The organism is Mesorhizobium sp. M7A.F.Ca.AU.002.02.1.1 (assembly GCF_003998535.1).
GTDB lineage: Bacteria > Pseudomonadota > Alphaproteobacteria > Rhizobiales > Rhizobiaceae > Mesorhizobium > Mesorhizobium ciceri.
Map to the genome: position 1 here is coordinate 1 of NZ_RZPB01000261.1, position 7,513 is coordinate 7,513.

The window sequence follows — 7,513 nt, forward strand, 5'->3', positions numbered from 1 at the left end:
CCCCAAGGCCGATCGTGTCCAGCGGCGCCCCGATTCCGAGGCAGATCGCGCTATTACCGGTGGGGCCGCATCAACAGGGGCGCCCATGATTGCCGCCAATTTCATCCGCACGGCGCCGGAGCATGTCTATCTCGATGGATTCCAACCGCGGGGACGGACGTCCGATCACCGCCGCTTCACCGGCTCCGCGGTGAAATTCCTGCCCATCGCCAGTTTCAAATAGAGGGCGAAAGCACCGTTCGATCCAGTATCGAAATGTGTTGCGCCATATCGATGGCCGGGGCGGTCACGGGGTTCGCAATGCCGAACCCTTCCGCGCTATAACACTTGGCGAGCAGCGCGCTACTGCAGCGGGCAGTCGGCTCGTTGCTGTCGGCCGCCATCCGTTGCCTTTCGAGCAGATCGCCCCGCGAAATTGCCAGGATCGTGGTGGCGCAAACGTGCACGAGGCACATTTGGCCCGCCGGCCGCAACCGGCGGGACTAAGCCACAGACCGCCCAGCGGGCGAGTTCTGCGACAAGGATCACGCCTGGTGAATCACCAATTCGCTGGTCATGGGAATTCCTCTAAGGGCGCCAAGCACCATGTTGTGCGAGATCGCGCGCTCATGAATTTTCTCCAGATCGGCGCGGGGCGCCGAAGAACACACGGTCGCGCTGAGGTGCAGGGACACGTAGCAATGCCGGGCGTCCACGGGCGCCGTGAGCCCATCAAGTCCGTCGAACTCGCCACGCGGGTCGAACACGCCTTCCGCGATGAAATCGACCGAACGAAGATCGACCCCCGCATGCGCTGCCAGCATCGGATAATCCGAGCCGGCGCACACAGCCGCCGCGGCAAAGATCTGCTCCCAGGGAAAGACGGCGGTCGGCGAATTGTCCTTGAGGCTCGCCGGTCGCTCCAGTAGCGGTGTTGTGTAAGGATCGCCTGATTGCGGGTCGAAGCGGTAGCGGGCACGATAGGTGCCACGCACCGCGTCACCGTGTTTCTTTAGCACGGACACGATATCTTTGACTGTGCTGACGGTTTCTCCGAAGACTACTGGCATCTTTACCTCCCTGTAAAATGAGAATTCCACTCCCTATTCCGGTCCGCGGATGCCGACGATGGTTGCCGCGGCCTGGCCCCAATCCCGACAATGTGCCGACAAGGCTCGCGCTACTTGGCAGGCGCGGCAGCCTGAGCGTCGCCGCCGAGATCCTTCTTGAAGGTCTCAAAGTCGACCTGCATGCCGTTGAAGATCGTGCTCCAGTGCCGTGACAGAGCGGCGATAGCGACGGCCTCTTCGATCTCGTCCTCCGTTGCGCCCGCCTGTTTTGCGCTCTCGGTGTCTTCCCAGATGCAATACTGGCAGGGAATTTGTGCGGAGACGGCGAGCGAGATCAGAGCCTTGACCTTCGGCGGCAGGGCGGTTTCGCTGGAGAACTGCAGAGCCTTCACCTCTGCCCAGGCGCCCGGCAGCGCTGCTTTTGAAACCTGATGGAGAAAGGTCGGCACCGAGCCGAGCGTCCGCTCGACGTCCTTATAGGTGGCGTCGACCTCAGCTTGACCGGCCCAGCCTAAGCCTGATGACAACAATGTGGCGCAGACGACAGTCGATGCGAACGCCGTGTGAAGGAGGCGGCGCGAGCGGCTGGGCCCGAGCTCGCCGTGGTGTGCGATGGAAGCAACATGGGAAACTGCGAAGGCGAACATGATCTCTCTCCTCTTTGGAACCATTTGCGTCCGGGCCAGATGATGCCCGCGTGCTGTAAGGAGTCACGGACGGGAGAAAAAGTTCGATCAGTCGTCGTCGATTCTAGGCGGACGCGGCGAAAGATGAAGATGCAAGCGTCGGGCCTTGCCGTCTCGCTGAAAGATCACCAGGACGACACCCGGCGGGCAGTGGAAAGGGTCTTCCGGCGGATTGACGAATAGTCCCTCGATCACGGTGACCTGGCTGGCGCTGAGAATGCGCTGCGGTTCCAGGCGGACGCCGGCTTCCGTGTCGGCGTCGACTTCCCAGGCAAGGAATGAGCGACCCAGCACTGGTTTGCTCGTCCCGCGGACAAGATGCAGGTCCTCTGCAAAGTGCCCAAGGAAGCGGTCACGCTCGCCATGCTGGTTGAGCCCATTGAAAATTTCGGAGTAGAATCGCTGGCGCTCGCGAGACTGCGAGCGAGCCTCTGTGTCGGCAAGGCCCGCCGTTTCCAGCAGCATCTCGGCAAGCTTGCGTTTGGCTTGCGACAAACGACTGCGAACCGTCCCAATCGGGACACCCAGAATGGCGGCCAGTTCCTCGTAAGACTGATAGCTTCCGAAATAGCGCAACATGGCGGTAGCCTGCAGCGGCTCGGGAAGCTTGCGTAGCGCGTCCCAAACCCATTCGCGAAGCGCGACTTTCTCCAGCCGCTCCTCAATGCTTGCGCGTTCGTCTGGGCGGTCTGGAATGTCGGCGGTCAAGATCTCGCGTCGTCGTCGACGCAATTGTTGCAGGCAACAGCGGTGCAACACAGTGCGAAGCCAGCCACCGACGGCTTGCGGATCCTTGAGTTCGCCGATGCGCCTCAGCGCGATCAGGAAAGTCTCATGCACAGCATCTTCGGCGTCCGACCCATAGCCGAGCATGTTCAGCGCTATCGCATAGAGCCGTGCGCGATGACGTTCCAGCAGCAGGCCGAGGCAACCACAATCGCCGCCCCGAGCGGCAAGGGCCAGTTCGGCATCACTCGGCACGATATGAGTTTCGTAGCCCATGGACTTAAGATGCATCAACTGGCGAAAAAGTTCGAATGCCAGTTCAGCTTCGTCACGATCCGTGTTCGGCGGGCACCAGTTCACCAATGACGCTTTGATGGGGTTTTGGATTGAGGTTATGACCCTCACTTCACGTCCGTAACAACCGGCCCCGAAACGGGGTCCGTGAGAACCAGGCTCGCCGCCAAGATACTCAAGCGAGATCGAAAGTGCATATGGCAGTGAGCAAGGATTGGATTCTGGCGGATGCGGGCGATCTACGCGGCTAGATTCAATCCTGTAAAACTTTTTCCAGATTTGACACCATTTCACAAAATTGTAAGATAATCATCTTCCGTCAGCGATAGGCGATGACCATGTCGATCCGCGAAGAACTGGCCAACACGACCGTGGCGTTCACCTCCGCGGAAGAGAAGATCGTCCAGGTCCTGCTCGCCGATTACCCGATGTCGGGGCTGGGCACCGCAACCCGGCTGGCACGGCGCGCCGGCGTCAGCGACCCGAGCGTGACGCGGCTGATGACCAAGCTTGGCTATGTCGGCTTTGCCGATTTCCAGGCACGCCTGCTCACCGAAGTCGAATCCAGGCTGCATTCGCCGCTTTTGATGATGGAGGCCAAGCGTCCGGGCGGCTCCAGCGAAGGCACCGCACTTGCCTATTTCCATTCGGTTTCCGACAGCCTGGAGCGTACGCGCACGGCTGTGCCGGTGCAGGCCTACACGCGCGCTGTCAACATGCTGCTCGAGAGCAAGGGCCAGGTCGTGCTGCTGGGCGGCCGGTTCAGCCGGCATATCGCCTCCATGCTGGCCGGCTATCTCCTGCAGTTCCGCTCCGGCGTGCGCGACATCGGTTCGTTGAGTCCCGCCGATTTCGACCTGTTGATCGACCTTGGCAAGCGCGACCTCCTCGTCGTGTTCGATTACCGGCGCTACCAGTCGGACGTGGTGAGCTTTGCCCAGCAGGCCAAGGAGCGCGGCGTCTCCATCCTGCTGTTCACCGATGTCTGGCTGTCGCCGATATCTGACATCGCGGACCTGACCATGGTCGCGGCGATCGACGCCAACTCGCCGTTCGACACGCTGGCGACGGCCGTTGCCCAGATGGAAACCGTCTTTGCCCACGCGCTGGAGGGCCATGGCGCCGGGGTGCGCAAGCGCATCGAGGACATCGAGAAGATCCGCAGCGCCAACGCGGTCACGCTCGATACCGTCCTATCGTCATCGGCCGACGACGCCGCCAAATCCAAAGCCACAAGGAAATAGTGTCGTTGCGCTCAGTGCAGCGATGCAAAGCGCCGCGACGCAGAAAAGGAAGCGACAATGCCCGACAACCAGACCATCATCGACGCCGTGCAGGCTGAGATCGAGACCGATCGCGACTGGTTGATCGGCCTGACCCGCGACATGGTCCGCATCCCTTCGGTCAACCCCAAATTCGAGCCCAATCCGGCGATCAACCGCGAGGCGGATGTCCAGGCGCTGCTCGAACCGATCCTCAAGCAGGACGGGTTCAGGACAGAGCAATGGGATGCCTTGCCCGGGCGGCCCAATCTGGTCGGCGAATGGGCGGGAGACGAGAGCCGCAGCCTGATCCTGTGCGGCCATATCGACGTCGTGCCGGTCGGCGCGATGAAGGACTGGTCGGTCGATCCGTTCGGCGGCGAAATCACCAATGGCCGGCTCTATGGCCGCGGCGCCGTCGACATGAAGGGCGGCGTCGCCGCTTGCATCGCCGCCGCGCGCGCGATCCGCAAGGCGGGCATCACGCTGCAGGGCCGGCTCGCCATCCACTCGGTCGTCGACGAGGAAGCCGGCGGCTTCGGCGCCATGGACGCGGTGAAGAAGGGCAAGCTCGCCAAGGCGGTGCTGGTCGCCGAACCGACCTGGGGCGATGTCCTGCCGGTCGAAGGCGGGCTGGAATGGGCGCGGGTGACGATCCGTGGCCGCAACGCCCATTCGGCGCTGCGCTACAACGAGATCTATCCGCAGCGCCACGACAAGGACCGGCTGGAGCCGGGCGTCAATGCGATCGAGATCGCCGCCCGCTTCATTGCCGCCGTGCGCCAGTATGAGCTGGACCGGACGCGAGCAAAATCGCATCCGCTGCTGCCGCTCGGCATGAACACCATCAACATCGGCGTCATGCATGGCGGCACCGGCCTTGGCGAGCACGGCCTGCCGACCGTGATGACCAACCCGGCCATCATTCCCGATGTCGCGGTGCTCGATCTCGACATGAAATTCCTGCCCGACGAGAATTCGGCCGACTACCGCCGCGATTTCGAGGCGTTCGTCCACCATTTCGCGCAGACCGATGCGTGGCTGCGCGACAACCCGCCTGCGATCCAATGGGAGCTCGGCGGGCTGCATTTTCCGCCGATGAACACGCCGGTCGACCATCCGCTGGTGAGATCGCTGATGAAGCGCAAGGCCATGGTCGGCAAGGCGCCGCAGGCGCGTGGCTTCGTCGCCGTGTGCGATGCCGCGCACTATGCCGGCGCCGGCGTCGACGGTGTCATCTTCGGCCCGTCAGGCGACGGATTTCACGGTTCCGACGAGTATGTCGAAGTCGAATCGGTGGTCGAGACCGCCAAGGTGATCGCCGCTTCGGTCATCGACTGGTGCGGCATCCGCTGAGGCGGAGCCGCCAGTCCGAAACGGTCAGGCCGGGCGCTTCAGGCGTCCGGCGACGGCGCCCCATGAAGCCTTGATCATGCCGACCAGGCCGCTCGGGTAGGCCAGCATCACGCCGATGATCAGCACCGCCGTGATCATCGGCCGCCACGCGCCGAAATCGGCCATCCATTCGGCGAAGATCGTCAGCACGAAAGAGGCGATGATGGCGCCGTAAATAGTGCTGGTGCCGCCAAGCAGCACCATCGACAGGATGATGGTCGCAAGGCTCATGCCGAAGACGTCGATCGAGGCATTGCGCTGGTAGGCGGCGTAGAAGGCGCCGGCGATGCCGGTGAAGAAGGCGCTCGCGGCAAGCGTCAGCATGCGCTGGCGCACGATCGAGACGCCGCGGCTGATGGCGTATTCCTCATTGTCGCGCAAGGCGACGATGCTGGCCCCGGTGCGTGAGCGCACGAACACGCGCAGGAACAGGGTGCTCGCCACCAGCAGCGCCAGCGCGATGTAGAAATAGGCTGATTTGCCGTCACGGACCATGTTGTGGTCGAACACGTATAGCCCGGGAATGCGCACCAACCCTTGCGTGCCGCCGGTGATGGCGGACTGGCTGATGATTACTTGCATCACCAGCTGCGCGAAGCCGAAAGTGACCAGGATGATGTAGATGCCCTTCAGCCGCAGGATCGGGATGGTCACCAGGATCGCCGCCAGGGTGGCGATGACACCGCTGGCAAACAGCGCGATCCACGGGTCGAATTCGGCCAGCTTGGTGAGCAGGCTGTAGGCATAGACGCCGATGCCGAACAGCGCCAGATGGCCGAAATTGAAGACGCCGCCATAGCCGAGGCTGAGGTCCCAGTTCGAGGCGACGATCGCATAGATGAAGGCCATGATCAGAATGTGGCGGGCATAGGTGTCGCCGAAGATCAGCGGCAGCAGTGCCAGAAAGGCGAAGCCGAGCACGAAGCCGATGGCCTCCTGCTTCCACGGCGTGCGGCCGGGAGCGATCGGGGTTGCCGCCTCTGTGTGGCTAAGGGTGATCGGCGATGTCGTGTCGGTCATGCTAGGCCTCGGGAGCGGCTGGCAAAGATGCCCTCGGGGCGCACCATCAGGGTCAGGATCAGCACGCCGAACAGCAGCGCCGGCGTCCAGTACAGGCCGAAATAATAGCTGCAGGCGGCCTCGAAGAAGCCGATCAGATAGGCGGCGAAGATCGGTCCCGAGATGCTCGATATTCCGCCGAAGACGACGACGATCAGCGCCTTGAGCAGCGGGTCGCTGCCCATCACCGGCGACATGAAACGATAGCCGCCCATGAAGATGCCGGCGAGGCCTGCAAGCGACGCGGCAATGGCGAAGGCCAGCCCATAGAGCGCGGTGACGTTCAGCCCGACCAGATGGCTGGCATCTTCATTCTGCGCCACGGCGCGCAGCGCCAGCCCGAGCCGCGTGCGGTTGAGGAACATCCAAAGTGCGGCCAGGATCAGCGGCGTGATGACGATGATGGCGATCTGGTGCAGGGAGACGCCGACGCCGCCGATGGTGGTGTTGCCGGTGATCAGCGCCGGGATCTGCTTCGAGCGCGGTCCCCAGATGGTCAGCGCGCCGTTCTCGATCAGCGACCCGGCTGCCAGCGTGGTGATGACGACGACCAGCACGATGTTGGGTCGGCCGATCAGCGGCCGCACGACACTCGCCTGCAGGATCCAGCCGACGCCGGCCATGACGACGACGGCGATGGGAAAGGCGACCGCCGCCGGCAGGCCGAGTTCGACCAGCTGCCAGGCGATGTAGGCGCCCAGCATCATGAACACGCCATGGCTGAAATTGAACACGCCGATCGTCGTCCAGACCAGAGCCAGCCCGACCGCCATCATGGCGTAGAGCGAGCCCTGGAACAGGCCGCCGAACAGGATTTCCGCCAATGCGCTCATCTTCGGATTTTCCTAATGGCCAAAATACATCGACATGATCTCGCCGTGGTCGAGGCTTTCGCCCGGCTTGATCTCGGTCGCAACGGCGCCATGGTTGACGAGGTAGAGTTGCTGCGTCAGTTCCAGCAGGAATTCGATGTCCTGCTCGACGACGATGAGCGGTACGCCGCCGCGCGAAATGTCCATGACGGAGGCGCAGAGCTCGTCCT

7 protein-coding genes and 2 pseudogenes are annotated in these 7,513 nt (G+C 62.8%); 3 read left to right on the forward strand and 6 right to left on the reverse strand.

What is annotated here, in order from left to right; genetic code table 11:
• Positions 1-223 (forward strand): annotated as a pseudogene (locus EN879_RS17220) (peptidase M15); the annotation flags it as partial.
• Positions 224-524: 301 nt separating this feature from the next.
• On the opposite strand, the gene EN879_RS17225 reads toward EN879_RS17220, so the two are convergent.
• The 3 genes from EN879_RS17225 to EN879_RS17235 all read right to left on the reverse strand — a co-directional run bounded on the left by EN879_RS17225 (position 525) and on the right by EN879_RS17235 (position 2,866).
• Positions 525-1,049, reverse strand: coding sequence for an OsmC family protein (locus EN879_RS17225; RefSeq protein ID WP_013530204.1), 525 nt, complete (start codon positions 1,047-1,049; stop codon positions 525-527).
• 110 nt (positions 1,050-1,159) lie between these two features.
• Positions 1,160-1,696, reverse strand: coding sequence for a carboxymuconolactone decarboxylase family protein (locus EN879_RS17230; protein WP_024504783.1), 537 nt, complete (start codon positions 1,694-1,696; stop codon positions 1,160-1,162).
• Positions 1,697-1,783: 87 nt separating this feature from the next.
• Complete coding sequence (locus EN879_RS17235; RefSeq protein ID WP_164745812.1) at positions 1,784-2,866, reverse strand: sigma-70 family RNA polymerase sigma factor; 1,083 nt, start codon at positions 2,864-2,866, stop codon at positions 1,784-1,786.
• Positions 2,867-3,093: 227 nt separating this feature from the next.
• On the opposite strand from EN879_RS17235, the gene EN879_RS17240 reads away from it, so the two are divergent.
• Positions 3,094-3,999, forward strand: a complete 906-nt coding sequence (locus tag EN879_RS17240; protein WP_013530207.1) for a MurR/RpiR family transcriptional regulator — start codon at positions 3,094-3,096, stop codon at positions 3,997-3,999.
• Positions 4,000-4,056: 57 nt separating this feature from the next.
• Entirely contained in the window at positions 4,057-5,373 is a 1,317-nt protein-coding gene (locus EN879_RS17245; protein WP_063170048.1) for an ArgE/DapE family deacylase, read from the forward strand.
• Between the two features lie 24 nt (positions 5,374-5,397).
• Here the strand turns inward: EN879_RS17245 and EN879_RS17250 are convergent, their stop codons facing one another.
• The 3 genes and pseudogenes from EN879_RS17250 to EN879_RS17260 form a co-directional block, all read right to left on the reverse strand.
• On the reverse strand, positions 5,398-6,432 hold the full coding sequence (locus EN879_RS17250) for a branched-chain amino acid ABC transporter permease (RefSeq protein ID WP_027162307.1): 1,035 nt from the start codon (positions 6,430-6,432) through the stop codon (positions 5,398-5,400).
• Positions 6,429-7,304 carry a branched-chain amino acid ABC transporter permease gene (locus tag EN879_RS17255; RefSeq protein ID WP_063170049.1) on the reverse strand — a complete coding sequence of 292 codons (876 nt, stop codon included), beginning with the start codon at positions 7,302-7,304 and terminating at the stop codon, positions 6,429-6,431. The genes EN879_RS17250 and EN879_RS17255 overlap by 4 nt, the downstream gene beginning before the upstream one ends.
• Before the next feature lie 12 nt (positions 7,305-7,316).
• A pseudogene (locus tag EN879_RS17260) lies at positions 7,317-7,513 on the reverse strand (ABC transporter ATP-binding protein); the annotation flags it as partial.

Bases quoted from the DNA above. Each gene is read 5' to 3' on its own strand.
- EN879_RS17250 (WP_027162307.1), bottom strand. From the start codon at position 6,432: ATGACCGACACGACATCGCCGATCACCCTTAGCCACACAGAGGCGGCA.
- EN879_RS17230 (WP_024504783.1), bottom strand. From the start codon at position 1,696: ATGTTCGCCTTCGCAGTTTCCCATGTTGCTTCCATCGCACACCACGGC.
- EN879_RS17255 (WP_063170049.1), bottom strand. From the start codon at position 7,304: ATGAGCGCATTGGCGGAAATCCTGTTCGGCGGCCTGTTCCAGGGCTCG.
- EN879_RS17245 (WP_063170048.1), top strand. From the start codon at position 4,057: ATGCCCGACAACCAGACCATCATCGACGCCGTGCAGGCTGAGATCGAG.
- EN879_RS17225 (WP_013530204.1), bottom strand. From the start codon at position 1,049: ATGCCAGTAGTCTTCGGAGAAACCGTCAGCACAGTCAAAGATATCGTG.
- EN879_RS17240 (WP_013530207.1), top strand. From the start codon at position 3,094: ATGTCGATCCGCGAAGAACTGGCCAACACGACCGTGGCGTTCACCTCC.